Here is a 20,108-nt window from a genome sequence, read left to right on the forward strand (position 1 = left end):
CGTTTTTCGTGTCCGTGCGCCAGTATTGTGCGCGTAATGTCTTGCCCGATGGCGCTTCGCTTATCGGGCATAATATGACAGGCAAAAAAAGGCCCTCCAGAAGGAGGGCAAGGCCAGTTACAGAAACACTAAACTCAGAATTTTAAGCTTGTACTAACTTACGTTCGGTCGGCAGTTTGGCGATATACAGCGCCGGTTTGCCGTCTTTGTCAGAGCTGAACAGCACCGCGCTGTCGTCCGGGGTAAAGGACGGATGCGGGTGAGTCACCTGACGACTGTTTTGTACCGTTGCCCACGAGGTGTCGTGGCGCGCAATCGGGAAGTAGGCTTTTTTCGCGACATCAAAGCCATACAGATACGGATCGTTGTCGATGGTGTAGCCGCTGGTGTCCTTAACGTCGACCGGGGTACCGGAGCCATCGCCGACCAGCATGGTGCCGTCGAAGTTGCTCATCAGGTGCGAGCAGGCCGGCATCTGCATCAGCGCTTCGTTTACGTTGGTATCCGGGTTGAAGCGGTAAATGGTACGACCCTGCTTGCCTTTCAGGTAGGAGACGTAAACCAGTGCCGAACCGTTGGGTACCCAGAACTCGTGCGTGCAGCTTTCGCCTTCCGCATGCTCTTTCACTTTACGCACGTTGCTGCCGTCTTCATTAACCAGCCACATACGTGCATCAACCAGATCGTGCGGACCTTCGTGGCAGAACGCGACGGTATTGTCGTCAAACGGGCGGTAAATCGGGTGGCCAAGCCAGTTTTTCTCTTCGTGGATCACCGCGCTTTCGCCGGTTTGCAGATCGACGCGCAGCAGACGGCAGTGCGGGCCTTTGTGGAAGAAATCGTGGAACAGCTGCCAGTCGTTCAGCGGCGTCCAGTCGCTTTTTGCGATTTCAATGCCGACCAGTTTGGTGCAATCGCTGTTAGAGACCCAGGTGCCGTAACCTACCCACTCTTCCGGCACGCGGTACACTTCGCGCTCGGCCAGCGTTTTCAGGTTCACTTCCAGCAGTGTGCGGTCGTTCTTCACATAATAAAGGGATTGGTCATCCGGAGACAGGAAGCCGCCGAAGGTGTTATCGCCTGCGCCTTCGGTCAGCTGTACGGCTTCGGCGTTCGCCACATCCAGCAGGTAGTAGTTCCAATGGCCGTCGAACTCACCAGCAAACAGCAGATGGCTGCCATCATTAAAGAAGCACTTTTGATAGAAGTAGTTACGATGACAGGTGACTTCTGGTGGTGTTAAGCGGGTGATTTCCGCGCCGGTGTCCGGGTCGCGGCTGACCTCATAATTCAATTTTACCCGCATGCCTTTAGCCATGATGCTCTCCTTTTACTGATGCGGTCACGAGGTGCTATCAACCCCGCTAGCCGATATGGATGTCATTTTAAAAATTAGGTGTTAATTTATCAAAACACTGTTTCAATGTTTGTGATGTCAGACGCAGTTTATACGAAAAATCATCATTTCTGCGACTTTTTTGGTAAGGCTTTTGCCCCCCAGTCAAGCGCATCTTTGTTTTTGCACCCTCCTTTACTCCATAGAGAGTATTTTTCAAAGAAACATGTAACTAAATGAATAATATTGTTTTTTATTTTTCCTGCATGCCGCTGCATGGCGTATTCGTGATCTCATTTGCATTTTTGATATTAATTCACAGAAAAAATGAAACGATGTTTTATTTGCAATTGAAAACCCATTTCATCAGAGATAAGATACGAGCATTAACAAAGCGGAACGAAGTTTCGTTCTTATAAAGAGCATCACACCACATTTTCCTGGAGGTTCAGGTGGAAGTACGACAGAGCATTCATAGCGCTCATGCTAAAACGCTGGATACGCAGGGTCTTCGCGAAGAGTTTTTAGTTGAGCAGGTATTTGTCGCTGATGAGTACACCATGGTGTACAGCCACATCGATCGCATTATCGTTGGCGGCATCATGCCGGTAGCGAAAACCGTATCCGTCGGCGGTGAAGTGGGTAAGCAGCTTGGCGTGAGCTACTTCCTGGAACGCCGCGAGCTGGGCGTCATTAACATTGGCGGCGCGGGCACGATTACCGTTGACGGCCAGTGCTTCGAGATAGGTCATCGCGACGCGCTTTACGTGGGTAAAGGGGCAAAAGAAGTGGTGTTCGCCAGCGTCGACGCGGCGAAACCGGCTAAGTTTTACTACAACTGTGCGCCAGCACACACCACGTACCCGACGAAAAAAGTCACTCCGGCCGACGTTGCGCCGGTCACGCTGGGCGATAACCTCACCAGCAACCGTCGTACCATCAACAAATACTTTGTTCCGGATGTGCTGGAAACCTGTCAGCTCAGCATGGGGCTGACCGAACTGGCGCCGGGCAACCTGTGGAACACCATGCCGTGCCACACTCACGAGCGCCGCATGGAAGTCTATTTCTATTTCAACATGGATGAAGACAGCTGCGTATTCCACATGATGGGGCAGCCACAGGAAACGCGTCACATTGTGATGCATAACGAACAGGCGGTGATCTCACCGAGCTGGTCAATCCACTCGGGCGTAGGTACTAAGGCGTATACCTTCATCTGGGGGATGGTGGGCGAGAACCAGGTCTTTGATGACATGGATCACGTGGCCGTTAAGGATCTGCGCTAGTCGCGGACAGCATTGTACACAGAACCTTTCGGGCGACATCAAGCGCCGAATGACGATGTGTATAGATTAACAATGCCTGTCCGGTACAGGCGCTAATGACAAGGAATAAAAAAATGATTTTGGATTCATTCTCTCTGCAGGGCAAAGTTGCCGTTGTCACCGGTTGTGATACGGGTCTGGGTCAAGGTATGGCGCTGGGTCTGGCGGAAGCGGGCTGCGACATCGTGGGTATCAACATCGTTGAGCCGACTGAAACCATCGAGCGCGTTACCGCGCTGGGCCGTCGCTTCCTGAGCCTGACCGCTGACCTGCGTCAGATTGATGGCATCCCGGCACTGCTGGAGCGCGCGGTAGCTGAATTCGGCCATATCGATATTCTGGTTAACAACGCGGGTCTGATTCGCCGTGAAGATGCGATCGACTTCAGCGAAAAAGACTGGGACGACGTCATGAACCTGAATATCAAGAGCGTGTTCTTCATGTCCCAGGCTGCGGCGAAGCACTTCATCGCGCAGGGCAAAGGCGGCAAAATCATCAACATCGCTTCCATGCTCTCCTTCCAGGGCGGCATCCGCGTTCCGTCTTACACCGCGTCTAAAAGCGGCGTAATGGGCGTAACCCGCCTGATGGCGAACGAGTGGGCGAAGCACGGCATCAACGTCAACGCGATTGCTCCGGGCTATATGGCGACCAACAACACCCAGCAGCTGCGTGCTGACGAAGAGCGTAGCGCTGCAATCCTTGACCGTATCCCGGCGGGGCGTTGGGGTCTGCCGAGCGACCTGATGGGGCCGATCGTCTTCCTGGCTTCTCCGGCATCTGACTACATCAACGGCTATACCGTTGCGGTAGACGGCGGCTGGCTGGCGCGCTAAGCGTTCGCTCGCGATAAAAAAACCTGCTACGGCAGGTTTTTTTATTCCCGCACGGCGGCGGAAGGCCTCCCGCGTAGTATTGTATTTATCCATATCGAAATGCATGAATTATCCATGCTGCCCAGATTGTCATATCGGATAAAGGCTAATTTTATTGACGCGCAGAGGTGATGTAACAAATGTCGCGCATCATTGAAAGTCAAATATCCATCACAAAATCACTCTACCCAGCAATATAGTCCATATCCTTGACCTTTCTTACCTGACAACGTTACGCGTCCTCCCCGTACTTTATGCGTATGTCTTACTCTGTCTGGCAGGAAAAAAATGACTTCAATCAGTAACGACTCTACGGTAATGCCGAGCGCACAGCGCGATACCCGGCGCATGAATTGGTTTGTCTCATTCGCCGCCGCGGTGGCCGGGCTGCTCTTTGGATTGGATATCGGGGTGATTGCGGGTGCGCTGCCCTTTATTACCGACCACTTCGTCTTGTCTAATCGTCTGCAGGAATGGGTGGTCAGCAGCATGATGCTGGGCGCAGCAATTGGTGCCCTGTTTAACGGCTGGCTCTCTTTCCGCCTGGGACGGAAATACAGCCTGATGGTGGGGGCCGTGCTTTTTGTGGCGGGGTCGCTGGGATCGGGTTTTGCCGTCAATGTGGAAATGTTGCTGGTTGCCAGGGTGGTTCTCGGCGTGGCCGTAGGGATCGCTTCCTACACCGCGCCGCTGTATCTGTCGGAAATGGCCAGCGAGAACGTTCGCGGTAAGATGATCAGTATGTACCAGTTGATGGTGACGCTGGGGATCGTGATGGCGTTCCTGTCCGATACCGCGTTCAGCTACAGCGGCAACTGGCGTGCGATGCTTGCCGTGCTGGCGCTACCGGCGGTTGTCCTGATTGTATTGGTTGTCTTCCTGCCTAACAGCCCGCGCTGGCTGGCGGAAAAGGGCCGCCATATTGAGGCCGAAGAGGTACTGCGGATGCTGCGCGACACCTCTGAGAAAGCGCGCGATGAGCTGAACGAAATTCGTGAAAGCCTGAAGCTGAAGCAGGGCGGCTGGGCGCTGTTTAAGATCAATCGCAACGTCCGCCGCGCCGTATTTCTTGGCATGCTGCTGCAGGCGATGCAGCAATTCACCGGCATGAATATCATCATGTACTACGCGCCGCGTATTTTTAAAATGGCGGGCTTCACCACCACCGAACAGCAGATGATTGCCACGCTGGTGGTTGGGCTGACCTTCATGTTCGCCACCTTTATTGCCGTGTTTACCGTGGACAAAGCGGGGCGTAAACCGGCGCTGAAAATCGGCTTTACCGTGATGGCGCTCGGTACGCTGGTGCTGGGCTACTGCCTGATGCAGTTTGATAACGGCACCGCCTCAAGCGGGCTGTCCTGGCTGTCGGTGGGCATGACCATGATGTGCATTGCAGGCTATGCGATGAGCGCTGCGCCGGTGGTGTGGATCCTGTGTTCCGAAATTCAGCCGCTGAAATGTCGCGACTTTGGTATCACCTGTTCAACCACGACGAACTGGGTATCGAATATGATTATCGGCGCGACCTTCCTGACGCTGCTGGATTCGATTGGTGCGGCAGGGACGTTCTGGCTGTACACCGTGCTGAATATCGCCTTTATCGGCGTGACGTTCTGGCTGATTCCGGAAACCAAAGGGGTTACGCTGGAGCACATTGAACGCAAGCTGATGAAAGGCGAGAAATTGCGCAATATCGGCGTCTGATGGAATGCCCGGTGGCGCTACGCTTACCGGGCCTACAAGGTAGCGCCAAACGTAGGCCGGGTAAGGCGTAGCCGCCACCCGGCTTTTTTTATACCTTCGCTAAATACAGCGCCGGCATCCCCTCCGCGTCGGACGTATACAGCACCCACTTACCGTCCGGTGAGAACGACGGATGCGGGTGCGTCACCTGGCGGTCGCCGTCCAGCACTTTCCAGCTGCTGTTGTGTTGGCAAATGGCTTTCTTGCCGCCGGTTTGCAGATCGAACACCCAGATAAACGGATCGTTCAGGCTAATATCACCGGTGTTATGCGGTGCGCCGTCGCCTACAATCAGCGAGCCATCGTGGTTGCTCATCAGGTGAGAGCAGGGCGGGATCTCCATCAACTGGCGGTTTTCCAGCGTTGCGGGATCGGCGCTGTAGAGATAGCGGTGCGGGTTATTCTCCTGATGGGCGACGTAATACAGCGCCGAACCGTCCGGAACCCAGAATTCATGGGTAAAGCTTTCTCCTGGCTGCTGCTGACGCACGCAGCGAACGTTGCTGCCGTCTTCGTTCACCAGCCACATACGCGCGTCGATCGCATCACGCGGACCTTCATGGCAAAACGCCACCGTCGCGTCGTCAAACGGGCGGTAGATCGGGTGCCCCAGCCAGCGTTTTTCCTGCAAAATGGTGCGCTGCTCGCCGGTTTTTAGATCGATATTGATTAAGCGGCATTCCGGGTTGGTAAAGTAGAACGCGCGGAATTTCGACCAGTCGGTCAGCGGCTGCCAGTCGCTTTTTTTAATCTCAATGCCAACCAGCTTTGTGCAGTCTGAGTTTGCTACCCAGGTGCCGTAGGCAACCCACTCGTCATCCACCTCGTAGACCACGTACTCTTCCAGCGTGGTCAGATCGACGCGTCTAAGCTGGCGCGTATCTTTTACATACCACAGCGATTGGTCGTCATCGGAAAGAAAACCACCGAAGGTGTTATCCCCGGCGCCGTCGGTCAGTTGGGTTGCCTGTTGCGCGGCAATATCCAGCAAGTAGTAGTTCCAGTGCCCCTCGAACGCACCGCCAAAAATCAGCTTGCCGCCGTCGCGGGTGAAGCATTTTTGGTAGAAGTAGTTACGATGGCAAATGATATGCGGTGGCGTCATCCGGATCACTTCGTGACCGGTTTCGCTGTCCTTCTGGTGACGGAAATTCAGCGGGATGATTTTGCCTTTCATGTCCTTTCTCCTTGAATAAAAAAATACCCCGCAACCGGAAGTTGCAGGGTATTAACGCATTAACAGCAATTAACGCATGGCGCGTCTCAGGATACGTTCACCCTGACGCTGGAAGTCGGCCGCGGCTTCTTCAACGGTTTTCTGGCCGTAGTCGATGTACTGCAGCGTGGTACCGAACTGCGCCACGATCTGCGGATCGTCAAAGTACGGAGACACGCTCAGTTTAGCCGGCAGAGACTGCGCCAGACGCAGGCCGGATACTGACGGATCGTCTTCTTTCAGAATGCCGTCTTCGGTCAGGTATTTCACCGCAACCTTGCTCAGCGGCACGCCGCGCTCCAGGCCCAGCGTATCCACGCCTTCTTTGCTGTTCAGCAGGAAGTTGATCACTTTCGCTGCCGCTTCTGGGTTCTTGGTGGATTTGCCGATAGACAGCATCTGCGCTGGTTTGAAGAACAGACCCGCGTCGGTGGCGCCTGGCAGCATTGGGTAGCTACCCAGTTCCAGCTTGGCTGGCGGCTTCAGGTTATCGGAGTACTTGTTAATGGTGGAGTTCCACATGTAAGTACCGCCCCATTCGCCCTGGATCCACGGCTTCATTTCGTACATGTTGCTCTTACCAAATGACGCATAGTATTTGGTGTCCGGCATCACGTGGCTGTCGACCAGTTTTTTGTACATCTGGAAGAATTCAACCCACTGCTCTTTGCTGTAGGAGAATTTCTTCGCTTCCTGGTCGATGGCTGGAATATTGTATTTCTGCGTCATGTACGAGTTCAGCAGCGCCAGGGTATCCTGGTGCTCAAGAACCACTGGATAGTACTGTTTACCCAGTTTGCTCTCGAAGGTTTTGCCCGCCGCCATCAAATCATCCCAGGTTTTCGGGTATTCAACGCCCGCTTGCTTCCAGGTTTCATCGTTGAAGTAGAACACGCGCGCGGTCACGGAGATTGGGATCCCGTTCAGCTTGCCGTTCACCGTGGTGGACTGCAGCTCTTTGGCATCGAACTGGCTTAAGTCGATGACATCCTTCATTTTGTTCAGGTCGTAGAAGCCGTCGCCGGTTTTAGAGAAAATCGGCAGCCAGTTCCAGTTAGTCTGCATGACGTCAGGCTCGGTGCCGCCTGCGATCTGGGTGGTCAGACGGGATAAGTGGCCGTCCCAACCGGTGTATTCTGCTTTGACGTTAATGTCCGGGTTCTGCTTATGGAACTCTTCCAGCGCCTTCAGGGTGACCTGGTGGCGGCCGTTACCGCCCCACCAGGACATGCGAAGGTCGACATCCTTTGCCATAGAAGGGAGGGCCGTGAGGCCCAGGGTAGCGGAGATTGCTGCGCTTAAAAGCACTTTTTTCATTGTAATACTCCAGATTAGAGAGAGAGGTTCTGTTCAGTTTTAGCGTCAAAGATATGACATTTGTTCATGTCAAACTTAAAGTACACCTTACGATGAAGCCCCTTATCAATCATTGGCTTAGCCTCATCTGAAGGGATGCGTGCCGTCAGCTCGTAGTTCGCGACTTTCAGGTAAACGAAGAACTCGTGACCCATGTTTTCGACGCGAACCATCTCACCGCTGCAGCCGCCTTCAGCGAACGGCTCATCGGAAAGGGAAACGAACTCCGGGCGAATGCCGTAGAACACTTCTTCGTTATCGTGGCCGCTCAATTTCTGGTGCAGATCTTCGCTCAGCGGCATGAACTCGTCGCCGATGCTCAGGTTCAGGCGGCCTTCTTTATTCACCAGTTTGCAGGAACGAATGTTCATTTCCGGCGCGCCGATAAAGCCAGCAACGAACATGTTCTTCGGCTTGTGGTACAGGTTGTCCGGGGTATCGACCTGCATGATGTGGCCCAGCTTCATCACGCAGATACGGTCGCCCATGGTCATCGCTTCGGTCTGATCGTGGGTAACGTAAACGGTGGTCGCCGGCTTGCCGGATTTCTTCAGCTGCTTGTGCAGGTCGGAAATACGGATACGCATTGATGCACGCAGCTTAGCGTCAAGGTTAGACAGCGGTTCATCGAACAGGAACACGTCCGGCTTTTTCACAATCGCGCGGCCTACGGCCACACGCTGTGCCTGACCACCGGAGAGCTGACGCGGCAGACGGTCCAGCAGCTCTTCCAGCTCGAGGATTTTCGCCGCTTCATTGACCTGGGCGTCGATCTGATCTTTCGGCATTTTGCTCAGCTTCAGGCCGAACGCCAGGTTTTCACGCACGGTCATGTGCGGGTACAGCGCATAGTTCTGGAACACCATCGCAATCCCGCGCTCTTTCGGCGCGAGGTTGTTGACGATTTTTTCGCCGATGCGGACTTCGCCGCCGCTGATGGTTTCAAGTCCTGCCAGCATACGCAGGGTGGTGGATTTGGCGCAGCCGGACGGACCGACGATAACCATAAACTCACCTTCTGCGATTTTCAGGTCGATACCATGTACCGCTTTGAAGCCGTTGGAGTACACTTTTTCCAGTTTGTTGAAAATAACTTCAGCCATGATATATCCCTCTTAACCTTTAATTCCGCTGCTGGTCACGCCCTGTACGAAGTAGCGCTGTGCCAGGAAGAACACAATGATGGATGGCAGAATGGAGATGCTCGCCATTGCCAGAATTTCGTTCCACGGCGCCCCTTCGGTGACGTCGATGGACATTTTCAGTGCCAGTGCAATCGGGTACTTATCAACGCTGTAGACGTAGATCAGCGGGCCGATAAAGTCGTTCATGGACCACATGAACTGGAACAGGGCGACGGAGATAATCGCCGGCTTCAGAATCGGTACGACCACATACCACAGCACCTGGATGGAGTTACAGCCGTCAATCTGCGCTGCTTCTTCCATGTCACGCGGTACGCCGCGCAGGAACTGAATCAGCATGAAGACGAAGAACCCTTGCGTGGCGAAGGCCAGCGGCAGGTACAGCGGCATGTAGCTGTTCAGCATGCCCATTTCGCGGAACATCAGGTACTGAGGAATCAGCAGTACGGTGCTCGGCAGCAGCATGGTGGTGATGAGCGTGGCGAACCAGAATTTCTTCCACGGAATCTCGAAGCGGGCAAAGCCGTACGCCACGATGGTGGAGGAGATAATGGTCAGGATCACCTTAGGAATGACATACTTGAAGGTGTTCAGCATGTAATGACCGAAGGTGTACTCGGTACCGGTTTTCCAGCCGTTAATAAAGCCGTCCCAGGTCGCGTGTGCCGGCCACAGGCTCAGGGTGGTAAAGATCTCGTGGTTCGGTTTGAACGACGCCGAGAACATCCACGCCAGCGGGTAAAGCATTAACAAACCGACGATCAGCAGGATGGTATAGCGAACCCATGCGTTGATCTTCTCACGACGAAGGGTGCGGGCAACCTCACGTTCAGCGATGCTTTGAGCGTCGGAGATTTGTTGGATATCAGCCATTTTTGCCTCCCTTATCGGCGGAGTAGAACACCCAGTATTTTGAAGACTTAAAGGCGATGCCGGCGAAGACCGCAACGACCAGGAACAGTACCCATGCCAGCGCAGCGCCATAACCCATATCGAAGTACTTGAACGCCGTGTCGTAGATGTACAGCGAGAACAGGTACGTTGAGTAGGTTGGGCCACCGCCGGTGATGACGTACGGACCGGTGAACTCCTGGAACGCCTGGGTGGTCTGCATGATGAAGTTGAAGAAGATAACCGGCGTAATCAGTGGCACGGTCACTTTCATGAACATCTGCCATTTAGAGGCGCCGTCGATCATCGCCGCTTCGTACTGAGACTGTGGGACGTTTTGCAGCGCGGCCAGGAAGATAACCATCGCAGAGCCGAACTGCCATACGCGCAGCAGGGTAACGGACATCAGCGCCAGAGACGGCTCGCCCAGCCAGTTGACCGGATCGAAACCGAGAACGCCGATAAAGCTATTCAGCAGGCCGTCGATGGCGAACAGGGCGCGCCACAGAACGGCGATAGCCACGGAGCTACCGAGGATGGACGGAATATAGTAAGCCGTACGGAAGAAGCCGATACCGCGTAATTTAAAGTTAAGAACAAACGCAATCCCTAAAGCAAAAGCGAGTTTTAAGGGGATGGTCAAAAATACGTAGGCAAAGGTCACGCCCATGGATTTCCAGAAGAGGGTATCTTCGGTAAACATGTAGCGATAGTTTTCGATGCCATTAAACACCGGTGGACTCATCAAGTCATACTCAGTAAAACTGAGGAAGAAAGATGAAACGAACGGGAAGGCCGTGAAGATTATCAACCCGATTATATAGGGTGAAATCCAGGCCAAACCCAGCATTCTGTTTTCATTCATACATACCTACCTGGCGAACAAGTGTGTCAAACGGATTGGGTGTTGGTTACATCCCTCGCGCCTTCTGGCGCCAGAGCGTTTAAAGCGTTAACTTGGTGTCAGTCATGCAGCCTTTCCCTGTAAGTGAATGTAATTCAATAAAATTTAACGTAATCCTTTGGTCGGTGTTGTTGCGTTTTAAAATCTCATGCTTTGCGACAATCATTTTATAAAACACCGTTTTAAATTTATTTTATTGCGATTTGTTTCCACGTCATTCGATTAATCATGAAAATGTGATCGGAGTCGAAACGATGTTTCATTATAGTGACGGCGATGGCGTTTTTACCGCTCAGGCGGCACCGTTAGGGGCTTCTGGTATGGAAGTTGACAGGGGGTATTTAGATTGGAATAAACGATATAATTTACTGATTTAATCATTAATTCGCTAACTAATGTGTTGGTTAATTAAAAATAAAACCTCAGTAAACCCGATGAGGCTTTATCTTGGGTAAGCGGTGGAAATTTATATAATGAGGTTTTTGTGATGATGATCGCTAAATCATCACAATGCCCATTGGCATTAAATTATTACAGCTCCGCATCAGATCGCCGGGAGCGATAAACATATTGTTATGCGCCCTCAGGGCTGTAAGCGGATGATATTTCTTAGCCGTCGTATCGAGGTTTAATAACGCCGCATGCGCTTGCGCAAAGTGGTAAATGGATTCGGCTAACGCGTCGGTCATCGGTGGTGTTGGCCGTGACACGTTTTCCATAAACGCATTGTGTAGTGCTTCGCACAGTGCTTCATCGCTGGCCTTTTCTACTTCTTCTGTCAGATCATATGCACCCACGGCGCGCCGGCGCTGCGCTGTCCACTCTATGGCTTTATCAAGCAGCGTTTCGCCAATCGCCGAATCGACCTGCGTAGCATGGCGGAACTGCAGACGAAAGGTGCTGCCGGCATCGTCAAAACACTGGGCAACAAACTGTGAACAGACCATCGGGTGTTGGTGTGGAGTCTGATGTTGTTGAATAAAGCGGGTGAGGGTGGCGGTCAGCTTTTGCAAAATCCGAATCACGACCTGCTGCCTGGCGCGGGTAATCGAGAATTTTTTATACATCAGTAACAGGCCAACCATATACAACCCGGCATGATCATAGGGTTCCTGATTATTCAGGTACTGACGTGCGGCATCAATCACCGGAGTCAGCGCTCCTTGGCCGGTATGGCGATAGACATGAACGGTGCGCCCGCTAAAGCGAGGTGCTGCAGGGGTAGTGGCCACCTGCGGCGGCATTTTTTCAATAATGGTGGGCGGCAGCGTGTCGTAATACAGCGCTGTATGGCTCACCGGTGCGCCCGTCAGAAAGGTCATTGCCCAGGAAATAAAACTTTTCTTTTCGGCAGAGAAAAGCAGTACGTCCGCTGGATGTAGCTCATCAAGCGTTAGCAATTTCATAACAGTCCCTTTTATTAAATATGCTGGTACGGCAGTGACTTGCCAGAATAGCGTGATTTAATTACAGAGGGCTGTGATGAAAATCGACGTTAGATCTCATATGAAAGGGTGAATTTTTCGGCTGAGGCTTCAGTGATGAGAAAAGAACATGATGGCAACAACAGCCGCTTTTTGTCAGAAAAAGCGGCCGAGGTGCAGGGGATTATGCTTTCAGGAAATCCTGACGCATAGGGGTGAATGTATCGAGCAGGGTCCCGGCTTTCAGGCACACGCAGCCGTGCATAATGTTCGGCTGTTTGTACAGCGTATCGCCGGCGGCCACGACGTGTTTTTCGTCGCCGATGGTGAACTCAAACTCGCCGGACAGTACGTAGGTTAGCTGCTCGTGCGGGTGGTTGTGCATCGGGCCGATAGCGCCCTGTTCGAAGTTCACCTCAACCGCCATCATCTTGCCATCGTGTGCGAGAATGCGGCGGGTAACTCCATTGCCCAGATCTTCAAGAGTGGTTTCTTTATGAAAAATAAACATCCGGCAGTCCTGTTGTATGTTGAAACTGTGTTTCATTAAATTTATATCAGAAACGATCAAAAAGAAAACGCGAGCCGCAGATGTGGAAAGTTGATCACAACTTTGCTTCACTGGAGCGACGGTAACGAACAAGGAATCACTATGAAAACGATCGGTTTGTTGGGCGGCATGAGCTGGGAGTCTACGATTCCCTACTACCGCCTGATTAATGAAGGCGTAAAGCAGCGTCTTGGCGGCCTGCATTCGGCGCAGATTTTGCTGCACAGCGTAGATTTTCACGACATAGAACGCTGTCAGTCACAGGGCGACTGGCAGCGCGCGGGCGACATCCTCGCGCAGGCGGCGATCGGCCTCCAGCAGGCGGGAGCGGAAGGCATCGTCCTGTGTACGAACACGATGCATAAGGTGGCTGAAGCGATTGAAACCGCCTGCGATGTACCTTTCCTGCATATCGCGGATGCCACGGGCCGTGCCATTCAGCAACGACAGATGCGCCACGTTGCGCTGTTGGGCACGCGCTACACCATGGAGCAGGATTTTTACCGCGGACGTTTGCAGCAGGCGTTTGGCATCAGCACGCTGATACCGCAGGCGGATGAAAGGCAGAAAATTAACCAGATTATTTTTGACGAGCTGTGCCTGGGAGAATTCAGCGCGACATCGCGCGACTATTACCTCGGCGTGATTGACGCGCTGGCAAAGCAGGGCGCGGAAGGCGTTATCTTCGGCTGTACCGAAATTGGTCTGCTGGTGCCCGCAGAGCTCAGCCCGCTGCCGGTATTTGATACGGCGGCGATCCATGCGCAAGATGCGGTGGCGTTTATGCTGTCTTAGTCTCGCTAAGCACCGACTCCAGCGGGTCGGTAATGCGCGAGAGATGGGCCTGAAGATGCGCGGTAAAGGTATCCAGCAGCGCTGATGCCGGGCGATGCAGCGGGCGAATCAGACTGACCGTGAACGGTACGTCGACGCTAAAACGGCGAATCGCCACGCCGCTGTTAGCGTAATCCAGTGCCGTCAGCGGGTTAACCACCGAAATCCCCACGCCCGCTCTGACCATCGCGCAAATCGATGCGGCGCTGTGGGTCTCGACAACCATACGTCGTTTCACCTGATGTTCATTAAACAGGGCATCCAGCAGCTGGCGATAGCTGTCGGTGCGCGACAGGCTGATGTAGTTCTCGCCCTGGAAATCTGCGGGCGTCAACACCGTTTTGGCTGCCAGCGCATGCCCTTGCGGCAGGACGCACACTTCATTGAGCGTCAGCAGCGGCGTACGTTCGGTACCGGCTGGCGTGTGCAGCGTCTCGGTCAGACCGAGGTCGTGGCGCTGCGCTGACAGCCACTCTTCCAGCAGCGGCGACTCCTGGGGCACGATCTGAATATTGACCTGCGGATAGCGCGCCAGGAACGGCTGCAGCAGCAGCGGTAAAAAAGATTGTGAGAAAACCGGCAGGCAGACAATCGACAGCTCGCCCTGGCGAAATTCGCGCAGACTCTCGGCGGCGCTGACGATGCGGTCCAGCCCGTACCAGGAGCGCTGGACCTCTTCAAATAACCGCAGCCCCTGTACCGTAGGGTGCAGGCGCCCGCGGCTGCGTTCAAACAGCTTCAGGCCGAGAACCTGTTCAAAGCGCGCCAGTTCACGGCTGACCGTTGGCTGAGAGGTGTGTAGCATTCGCGCAGCTTCCGTTAGATTCCCCGCCGTCATGATGGCGTGAAAAATTTCAATGTGGCGTAGGTTTACGGCGGGCATCGGCGATCCTCACAGGCAATAGTCCATATCATTTTTGCATAGACTCGCGATAAAACGATATTTTTTATTCTCTTCGGGCTGTGGCGTAATCATGAAAAAGACCCATACCGGAGTTTGCTATGCCACGCCCGCTCAACAACACTGACACCGACCTGACCGCTGATAACCTGCTGCGCCTGCCTGCCGAATTCGGCTGTCCGGTGTGGGTTTACGATGCGCAAATCATTCGCACGCAGATTGCCAAACTCAACCAGTTTGACGTGGTGCGTTTTGCCCAGAAGGCATGTTCAAACATTCACATTCTGCGCCTGATGCGCGAACAGGGCGTGAAGGTGGACTCCGTGTCACTCGGCGAGATTGAGCGCGCGCTGGCGGCGGGCTTTGTGCCGGGGGAAGGGCGTGATGACATTGTCTTCACCGCCGACATGATTGACGAGGCGACGCTCGACCGCGTGCGCGAGCTGCACATTCCGGTGAACGCCGGATCGGTGGATATGCTGGAGCAGCTGGGCGGCGTTTCCCCGGGCCATCGCGTATGGCTGCGCGTTAACCCGGGCTTTGGCCACGGCCATAGCCAGAAAACCAACACCGGTGGTGAAAACAGCAAGCACGGTATCTGGTATAGCGACCTGCCTGCTGCGCTGGCGGTTATTCAGCGCTATCAGCTGAAGCTGGTGGGCATTCATATGCACATTGGCTCCGGCGTAGACTACGGCCACCTCGAGCAGGTTTGCGGCGCGATGGTGCGTCAGGTTATTGAATTTGGTCAGGATCTTGAAGCGATCTCCGCGGGCGGCGGGCTGTCTATCCCGTATCGTGAAGGGGAAGAGGCGATCAATACCGATCATTACTTTGGTCTGTGGAACGCGGCGCGCCAGCAGATCGCACAGCATCTGGGGCACCCAGTCGCGCTTGAGATTGAGCCGGGGCGTTTCCTGGTGGCCGAGTCTGGCGTGCTGGTGGCACAGGTGCGCAGCGTCAAAGCGATGGGCAGCCGTCATTTCGTGCTGATCGATGCGGGCTTTAACGATCTTATGCGTCCGGCAATGTACGGCAGCTATCACCATATTTCAGCGCTGGCGGGCGACGGACGCTCGCTGGAGCGGGCCGCGCAGATCGAAACCGTTGTGGCCGGGCCGCTGTGTGAATCCGGCGATGTCTTTACCCAGCAGGAAGGTGGCAAAGTCGAAACCCGTTTGCTGCCAGCGGTGGTTCCGGGTGATTACCTGGTGCTGCATGATACCGGCGCGTACGGTGCGTCAATGTCGTCAAACTACAACAGCCGTCCGCTGCTGCCGGAAGTGCTGTTTGATAACGGCGTGGCGCGGCTGATTCGTCGTCGACAGACGATAGAAGAACTGCTGGCGCTGGAATTGATTTGAGTCAGAGAAAAACGCCCGATGGCGCCATGGCCCTGTAGGCCGGATAAGGCGCTTGTGCCGCCATCCGGCAATGTGTATCAGGATGCCTGATGGCGCTGCGCTTATCAGGCCTACAGGCGCTTGCGCCGAACCGGTAAATTCGTTTCGGCGGGTTACTTAAAATAGGGCCCGGTGGTGACGGAATCACGTAATACCAGCGTGCCGGTAAACGGTGGAATGGTTTCAATCTCTTCGCCAGCGGCCAGCTTAATCGCCTGGTCGATGGCGGTGACGATCATATTGTCGATCGGCAGATAGACCGTCGACAGCCCCGGCTCCAGCCATTTGGCGCTAGGGGCATCATCAAAACCAAATAATGAAATATCCTGCGGGATCCGCAGCCCCGCCTGATGCAGCGCTTTCGATGCGCCCAGCGCCATATCGTCGTTACAGGCGAACAGGGCGCTAAACGTGACTTTCTCATTCAGCAGCGCGTTGCACATGTCATAGCCGCAGTTCATGGTGGAATCACCGTGCTTCACCTTTGCCGGATCCCATTTGATGCCGTTTTGTTCCAGCGCGCGACGGTAGCCCTGCAAACGCGCTTTGCCCGTCGGGGTGTGAATCGGTACGGTAATGCAGGCGATGTCACGGTGCCCCTGGGAAATCAGATACTCGACCGCCTGAAACGCGGCGTCCTGCTGTTCGAAGAAGACGCAGCGTTCGCGCGCCTGGCTTACGTCACGGTTAATCACGACGAGCGGCATCGGGGTACTGTTCACCAGAGCCATAATGGCTTTTTCGCTCATATGACGGGTATAGAGCACGATGGCGTCGCACTGGCGATCGGCCAGCATCTGGACCGCCTGTTCTTCGCGCTCCGGCGTATCGTGGCCGTCGGTGACGATCAGCTGCTTGCCCCAGGCCTCGGTCTGGCGAGACGCCTGCTGTAACAGGCGGCCAAAGTAGAAGCCATCGAAGGTTGAAACCACCAGGCCAATGCTGTTGCTGGTGCGGTTGGCCAGCGAGCGCGCCAGAAAGTTAGGCCGGTAGCCTAGCTCCTCCATTGCTTTAAACACCTGCTTACGCGTGCTCTCTTTGACCTGACCCGTACCGTTCAGTACGCGGGAGACCGTTGCTTTCGACACGCCCGCGCGTATTGAGACATCCAGCATTGTTGCCATTGTTAATCCCTGAAACTCCGTGATGGCACGCAGTTTATCACAGACATTCATCGGTGATATGAACTCCGCTGCGGCTAAAAAACCCATCGCGATCACGCTTTTGTAGTTATTCGTGGCAAAAAATGCGCCGGCCACATGCGGCATACCAATAACCCTACATTTTTTGTTTTGGAATACCAAAATGGAGGTTGCGAGCTCAATCACAGAACTTTTTAGCAAGGGTGATTATTTTTGGTATACCAAAAGGTGTTTGGCTGTACACCGGATGCGCGATAAAGCCCTTAAACTTGAGGTACTTTCTATGGCATTGCAGGAAAAATTGATTGATTCGCTGGGGAGTTTCGCCACGAAATTCAACAGCTATCGCTATATTATGGCGATCAAACACGCCTTTATTACGCTGATGCCGGTGATCATCGTCGGCGCTTTCTCCGTACTGATCTCCAACATGGTGCTGGATCCTAAAAACGGCCTCGCCAGCTTCCAGTCGCTGTCGTTTCTGGCGGCGCTCAAGCCGATTACCGGCGCTATCAACTACGCCACGCTGAACTTCCTCAACATTGGCGCGGTGTTTCTGATAGGTATCGAACTGGGGCGTATTAACGGCATCAAGACGCTGTTTCCCGGCCTGCTGGCGGTCATTTGCTTTATCTGCGTCACGCCGACAACCGTACAGATGATGGTCGATGGCCAGATGCATGAGGTCAAGGATGTGCTGCTGCGTCAGTTCTCCGATACCCGTAGCCTGTTCCTTGGCATGTTTATCGCCATTCTGTCGGTCGAGATCTACTGCTGGCTGGAAACGCGCAACGGGCTGAAGATCAAAATGCCGGACACCGTGCCGCCGAACGTCGCCGCCTCGTTTTCCGCGCTGATCCCGGCGATCATTACCGTCACGGCGATCGCCACCTTCGGGTTTATCTTCCATCAACTCACCGGGATGTATCTGTACGACGCGGTCTATCAAGTGGTACAGCAGCCGCTGGAGCGGGTGATGCAGAGCCTGCCGGGGATTCTGCTGCTGATGTTCGTTGCGCAGATTTTCTGGGTGATTGGCATTCACGGCAACCAGATGATTAAGCCCATCCGCGAACCGCTGCTGCTGGGGGCGATTACCGTCAATATGAGCGCCTTTGAGCAGGGTAAAGAGGTGCCGAATATCATCACCATGCCGTTCTGGGATGTGTATATGAGCATTGGCGGATCGGGGCTGACGATCGGCCTGCTGATCGCGGTGATGATTGCCACCAAGCGCAAAGAGATGAAAGAGATCGCCAAGCTGTCGATCGGCCCGGGGATCTTTAACATCAACGAGCCGGTGATCTTCGGTATGCCGATCATGCTGAACCCGATCCTGGCGATTCCGTTCATCATTACGCCGCTGGTCACCGGCAGCATCGGCTACTTCGCTACCGTCACCGGGTTTGCCGGGAAGGCGGTGGTGATGGTGCCCTGGACGACGCCGCCGCTGATTAACGCCTGGCTTTCTACCGCCGGTTCGATGGGCGCGGTGGTCACCCAGCTTATTTGCATTGTGGTGGCGGTGCTGATTTACCTGCCGTTCGTCAAGATTGCTTCCCGCCGCGCAGAGCTCTCCGAGCGCCAGGCGACCAAAACGCCCGCTACCGATAACCTTTGAGGACGCTATGAGTACACAACGGATGACTATCCCCGATGATTTTATCCTCGGGGCCGCGGCTTCGGCCTGGCAGACGGAAGGCTGGAGTGGAAAGAAAGCGGGGCAGGATTCCTGGCCCGATCTCTGGTACAAGAACGATCGCCATGTCTGGCACAACGGCTATGGTCCGGCAATCGCCACTGACTTTATCAACCGCTTTCGTGAAGATGTCCAATTGATGAAGCTGGCGGGGCTCACCCATTATCGCACCTCGATCAACTGGTCGCGTTTTTTGACCGACTACGAGGCCGTCACGGTAGACGAAGAGTATGCCGCCTATTACGACCAGCTATTTGACGAACTGCTGGCCAACGGCATCGAACCGATGATCTGCCTTGAGCACTACGAGCTGCCGGGATACCTGTTGGAGCAGTACGGCGGCTGGGGCGCGAAAAAGGTAGTCGAACTGTACGTGCGCTACGTTGAGCAGGTGTTCGCCCGCTACCACCATAAGGTGGCGCGCTGGTTCACCTTTAACGAGCCGATTGTGGTGCAGACCCGCGTCTACCTGGACGCGCTGCGCTGGCCGTATGAGCAGAACACCGGCAAATGGATGCAGTGGAACCACCATAAGGTGCTGGCGACGGCGAAAGTGGTGCAGCTGTTCCGTGAGAAAGGCTATCGGGGAACGGTTGGCTGCATTCTTAATCCGGAGGTCACCTATCCACGCTCCAGCGCGGCCCACGATAGGCGTGCGGCCGAGGTGTACGACCTGTTCTACAATCGGGTGTTTCTCGATCCGCTGGTGCACGGCGTTTACCCGGCAGAGCTGTTCGCGCTGTTGGAAAAACACGGCGTAAACTGGGATTACAGTGTCGAAGAGCTGGCGATGATCCGTGACAATACCGTTGATGAGCTGGGCATTAACCTCTATTACCCGCATCGGGTCAAAGCCCCATCTCGCGCCTGGCATCCCGATACGCCGTTCCATCCGGCCTGGTATTACGAGCCATTCGACCTGCCGGGCAGAAAGATGAACCCCTCGCGCGGCTGGGAAATTTATCCGCAGATTGTTTATGACATGGCGATGCGCATCAAAAACGACTATCGCAATATTCCGTGGTTTGTCGCTGAAAGCGGCATGGGCGTGGAAAATGAGGCTCAGTTCCGTAACGCCGACGGCGTGATTGCCGACGATTACCGGATCCGGTTTATTCGCGATCATCTATGGCAAACGCTGCGCGCGCGTGAAGACGGCGCCAACTGCCACGGCTATATGCTGTGGGCGTTCACCGACAACGTTTCGCCAATGAACGCCTTTAAGAATCGCTACGGCCTGATTGAAATCGATCTTGAAGCCGACCGCGCGCGGCGGCCAAAAGCCTCGGCCAGTTGGTTTCGTCAACTGCGCGATAGCCGCGTGTTAACGATGGATATCGATGATGAATGGCGTTAAT

17 protein-coding genes are annotated in these 20,108 nt (G+C 54.4%); 7 read left to right on the top strand and 10 right to left on the bottom strand.

What is annotated here, in order from left to right:
- Positions 1-142 precede the first annotated feature (142 nt).
- Positions 143-1,318, bottom strand: a complete 1,176-nt coding sequence (locus H7R76_RS04900; RefSeq protein ID WP_182967106.1) for an oligogalacturonate lyase family protein — start codon at positions 1,316-1,318, stop codon at positions 143-145.
- A gap of 470 nt (positions 1,319-1,788) precedes the next feature.
- Between H7R76_RS04900 and kduI the strand changes: the two genes are divergently transcribed.
- The 3 genes from kduI (at position 1,789) to araE (ending at position 5,246) form a co-directional block, all read left to right on the top strand.
- Positions 1,789-2,625, top strand: coding sequence for a 5-dehydro-4-deoxy-D-glucuronate isomerase (kduI, locus tag H7R76_RS04905; RefSeq protein ID WP_106925879.1), 837 nt, complete (start codon positions 1,789-1,791; stop codon positions 2,623-2,625).
- A 113-nt stretch (positions 2,626-2,738) separates the two neighbouring features.
- A complete protein-coding gene (gene kduD / locus H7R76_RS04910; protein ID WP_052282041.1) occupies positions 2,739-3,500 on the top strand; it encodes a 2-dehydro-3-deoxy-D-gluconate 5-dehydrogenase KduD in 762 nt (253 codons plus the stop codon).
- A gap of 327 nt (positions 3,501-3,827) precedes the next feature.
- Positions 3,828-5,246, top strand: a complete 1,419-nt coding sequence (gene araE, locus H7R76_RS04915) for an arabinose-proton symporter AraE (protein WP_182967108.1) — start codon at positions 3,828-3,830, stop codon at positions 5,244-5,246.
- Positions 5,247-5,334: 88 nt separating this feature from the next.
- Here the strand turns inward: araE and H7R76_RS04920 are convergent, their stop codons facing one another.
- The 7 genes from H7R76_RS04920 to H7R76_RS04950 form a co-directional block, all read right to left on the bottom strand.
- Complete coding sequence (locus H7R76_RS04920) at positions 5,335-6,462, bottom strand: oligogalacturonate lyase family protein (protein ID WP_182967110.1); 1,128 nt, start codon at positions 6,460-6,462, stop codon at positions 5,335-5,337.
- Positions 6,463-6,531: 69 nt separating this feature from the next.
- The gene (locus H7R76_RS04925) at positions 6,532-7,818 is read right to left on the bottom strand and encodes an ABC transporter substrate-binding protein (RefSeq protein ID WP_106925885.1); all 1,287 of its coding nucleotides are present in this window, start codon (positions 7,816-7,818) and stop codon (positions 6,532-6,534) included.
- 14 nt (positions 7,819-7,832) lie between these two features.
- A complete protein-coding gene (locus H7R76_RS04930) occupies positions 7,833-8,960 on the bottom strand; it encodes an ABC transporter ATP-binding protein (protein WP_106925887.1) in 1,128 nt (375 codons plus the stop codon).
- A 12-nt stretch (positions 8,961-8,972) separates the two neighbouring features.
- Positions 8,973-9,875 (bottom strand): carbohydrate ABC transporter permease, encoded by a 903-nt coding sequence (locus H7R76_RS04935; protein WP_106925888.1) that lies wholly within the window; start codon positions 9,873-9,875, stop codon positions 8,973-8,975.
- Positions 9,868-10,758 carry a carbohydrate ABC transporter permease gene (locus tag H7R76_RS04940; RefSeq protein WP_035893990.1) on the bottom strand — a complete coding sequence of 297 codons (891 nt, stop codon included), beginning with the start codon at positions 10,756-10,758 and terminating at the stop codon, positions 9,868-9,870. Before H7R76_RS04940 ends, H7R76_RS04935 begins: the two co-directional genes overlap by 8 nt.
- A 536-nt stretch (positions 10,759-11,294) precedes the next feature.
- Complete coding sequence (locus tag H7R76_RS04945; protein WP_182967112.1) at positions 11,295-12,203, bottom strand: hypothetical protein; 909 nt, start codon at positions 12,201-12,203, stop codon at positions 11,295-11,297.
- Positions 12,204-12,405: 202 nt separating this feature from the next.
- On the bottom strand, positions 12,406-12,732 hold the full coding sequence (locus H7R76_RS04950; protein ID WP_106925892.1) for a cupin domain-containing protein: 327 nt from the start codon (positions 12,730-12,732) through the stop codon (positions 12,406-12,408).
- A 141-nt stretch (positions 12,733-12,873) separates the two neighbouring features.
- Here H7R76_RS04950 and H7R76_RS04955 point away from each other — a divergent pair, with 141 nt between their 5' ends.
- On the top strand, positions 12,874-13,566 hold the full coding sequence (locus H7R76_RS04955) for an aspartate/glutamate racemase (RefSeq protein ID WP_182967115.1): 693 nt from the start codon (positions 12,874-12,876) through the stop codon (positions 13,564-13,566).
- On the opposite strand, the gene H7R76_RS04960 is transcribed toward H7R76_RS04955, so the two are convergent.
- Positions 13,553-14,488: a LysR family transcriptional regulator gene (locus H7R76_RS04960; protein WP_106925896.1), complete on the bottom strand. Its 936-nt coding sequence runs from the start codon at positions 14,486-14,488 to the stop codon at positions 13,553-13,555. The genes H7R76_RS04955 and H7R76_RS04960 overlap by 14 nt on opposite strands.
- A 119-nt stretch (positions 14,489-14,607) precedes the next feature.
- On the opposite strand from H7R76_RS04960, the gene lysA reads away from it, so the two are divergent.
- Entirely contained in the window at positions 14,608-15,870 is a 1,263-nt protein-coding gene (lysA, locus tag H7R76_RS04965; RefSeq protein ID WP_106925898.1) for a diaminopimelate decarboxylase, read from the top strand.
- A gap of 152 nt (positions 15,871-16,022) precedes the next feature.
- Here the strand turns inward: lysA and H7R76_RS04970 are convergent, their stop codons facing one another.
- Positions 16,023-17,024: a LacI family DNA-binding transcriptional regulator gene (locus tag H7R76_RS04970; RefSeq protein ID WP_182967903.1), complete on the bottom strand. Its 1,002-nt coding sequence runs from the start codon at positions 17,022-17,024 to the stop codon at positions 16,023-16,025.
- A 310-nt stretch (positions 17,025-17,334) separates the two neighbouring features.
- On the opposite strand from H7R76_RS04970, the gene H7R76_RS04975 reads away from it, so the two are divergent.
- Positions 17,335-18,672, top strand: coding sequence for a PTS sugar transporter subunit IIC (locus tag H7R76_RS04975; RefSeq protein WP_106926115.1), 1,338 nt, complete (start codon positions 17,335-17,337; stop codon positions 18,670-18,672).
- A gap of 7 nt (positions 18,673-18,679) precedes the next feature.
- A complete protein-coding gene (locus H7R76_RS04980) occupies positions 18,680-20,107 on the top strand; it encodes a glycoside hydrolase family 1 protein (protein ID WP_182967117.1) in 1,428 nt (475 codons plus the stop codon).
- Position 20,108 lies beyond the last annotated feature (1 nt).

Origin of the sequence: Klebsiella sp. WP8-S18-ESBL-06 (assembly GCF_014169755.1) — a bacterium.
Taxonomy (GTDB): Bacteria; Pseudomonadota; Gammaproteobacteria; order Enterobacterales; family Enterobacteriaceae; genus Kluyvera; species Kluyvera ascorbata_B.